Consider the following 2,011-nt stretch of genomic DNA (forward strand, 5'->3'; position numbering starts at 1 on the left):
CGTATCTATAAAACTCTTACCAGCTATTTTATCAGCCGTATAGGTAAACTCTTTTATTAACTTTAGGCTGTTTTCCATATCCATTAGATCTACAATTTCGACAGGGCTGTGTGTGTAGCGGGAGGGGATCGAAACTACTCCGGTAGAAACTCCCGTTGAAGTCATATGAATCGCCCCCCCATCTGTTCCAATTCCCATGAATACTTCCAGTTGATAGGGAATGCTGGCTTGTGCTGCTGAATTCTTTAGATGCTCCGTCACTATCGGATGCGAAATAAGGGATTTATCTGCAATTTTAATACAAGGTCCATCTCCCAATACTCTCGTTCCTGTCATCAATACATCATACGTATCACTTGCTGGTGTAGTATCAATAGCGATAGCGTAATCTGGTTTGATTGATGGAGTCAAAACAGAAGCTCCCCGCAACCCGACTTCCTCTTGAACGGTAAAAGCACAATAGATATCACCGTGTTCACGTTCAGACACCTTTAGATCCTGTAAAAACTTGATTAATAATGCGCTGCCTGCACGATCATCAAGTGCTTTTCCTACTACTCTTGGCTGTTTATCGCTGCCGATCAATTTTAGGTCTGATCCATACGAGATTGGCTGCCCGACATCGATCCCCATTTCTTTCGCATCTTCTGCTGAACCAGCTCCGATATCAATATAGAGCTCTCTATGCGAATCAATCCTTTTCGGGTCATCCCATTTTACATAGTGGGTGGATAATGTTCCAATAACACCTTGTAGATAGCCATTTCTTGATTTAATAACAACAGGCTGAGCAAGCAGAATTCGATCATCGAATCCGCCAACTTTTTCAAAACGCAGCGTTCCATTTGGCTCGATTTTTTTTACGATAAAACCAATTTCATCTGAATGAGCGGCAAATAAAATAGAAGGATAATCCTGGTTTGTTGCAGCCGCTTTAGCAATTACATTTCCTAAAGGATCTACATGGTATTCATCAGCATAATCCTTTATTTGCTCTATAATATAGCGCTGTACGTCTTGTTCGAACCCACTTGGTCCAACTTTCTCACATAATTCTTTTAACAGTTGATACATACCTCATTCCCTCCAAAGCTAAAACTATTTGTTTGTTAAGTAAATATCTGTAAGTAAGTCATTACTCATTGGATGGGGTTTGTATCCTTCCACATAATTAGCTTCTGCAAGAGGGGTTGTCGTATAAGAAAGCATTGTCCAAGGTGCATCATGTTGGAATACCTCCTGAGCCTCTTTATAAAGTTCAATACGTTTTTCTTTGTCCAGTGTTTCACGTGCCTCTGTAATTAGTTGAGTAAATTTGTCGCTCTTATAGAACGCACGATTATTAGCAGGCTTTTCTGCATTTGTTTTGCTGAGATTAGGGTATAAGAAATTGTCAGGATCCGCCATCACTCCAGTCCAGCCGAATAGTGCCATATCATGCTCACCAGCACTTGTTCTCTCAAGATATGTTGCCCATTCGTATGTAGCAATTTCTGCATCGATCCCAATCTTCGCTAAATCAGATTGAATGCTTTCAGCAATTTTCAAGGGTTGAGGAAGATAAGGTCTTGGGTTACTCATCGTAAATAACGTTGTTTTAAAACCTTCTTCAAAGCCTGCTTCAGCCAGTAGTTTTTTTGCTTCTTCTACATTGTACTCATACTCTTTTAATCCATCATGATGTCCCCATAATGATGGTGGAAGAGGACTTGTAGCTACATCGGCAAGACCATTATAAAAGGCATCAATTATGTCCTTTTTATTTATGGCCATATTAATCGCCTTTCTTACTTTTGGGTTGTTAAACGGTTCCTTTTCCATATTGAACGCCATATAACCGATGTTAAAGCTCGGACGTTTAAGTAATTCGAGTCCATCTGTTGATTCCACCGTTGTCGTATCAATAGGGTTCAATCCATCTAATATATCTATTTCACCACTTTGCAGAGCTGCTAATCTAGAAGAGTTTTCTGGAATTACCTGGAATACGACTTGATCTAGATAAGGTTTT

Annotated in this window: 2 protein-coding genes; both read right to left on the reverse strand. The window is 39.9% G+C overall.

What is annotated here, in order from left to right:
- Positions 1-1,074, reverse strand: a 1,074-nt coding sequence (locus tag HP456_RS23325) for a M42 family metallopeptidase (RefSeq protein ID WP_172255492.1), incomplete at its 3' end; no start/stop codon positions are given.
- 24 nt (positions 1,075-1,098) lie between these two features.
- Positions 1,099-2,011 (reverse strand): ABC transporter substrate-binding protein (locus HP456_RS23330; RefSeq protein WP_246289392.1); only part of this gene is annotated, 913 nt, incomplete at its 5' end.

Source organism: Bacillus haikouensis, from assembly GCF_013179555.1.
Taxonomy (GTDB): domain Bacteria; phylum Bacillota; class Bacilli; order Bacillales; family Bacillaceae_B; genus Rossellomorea; species Rossellomorea haikouensis_A.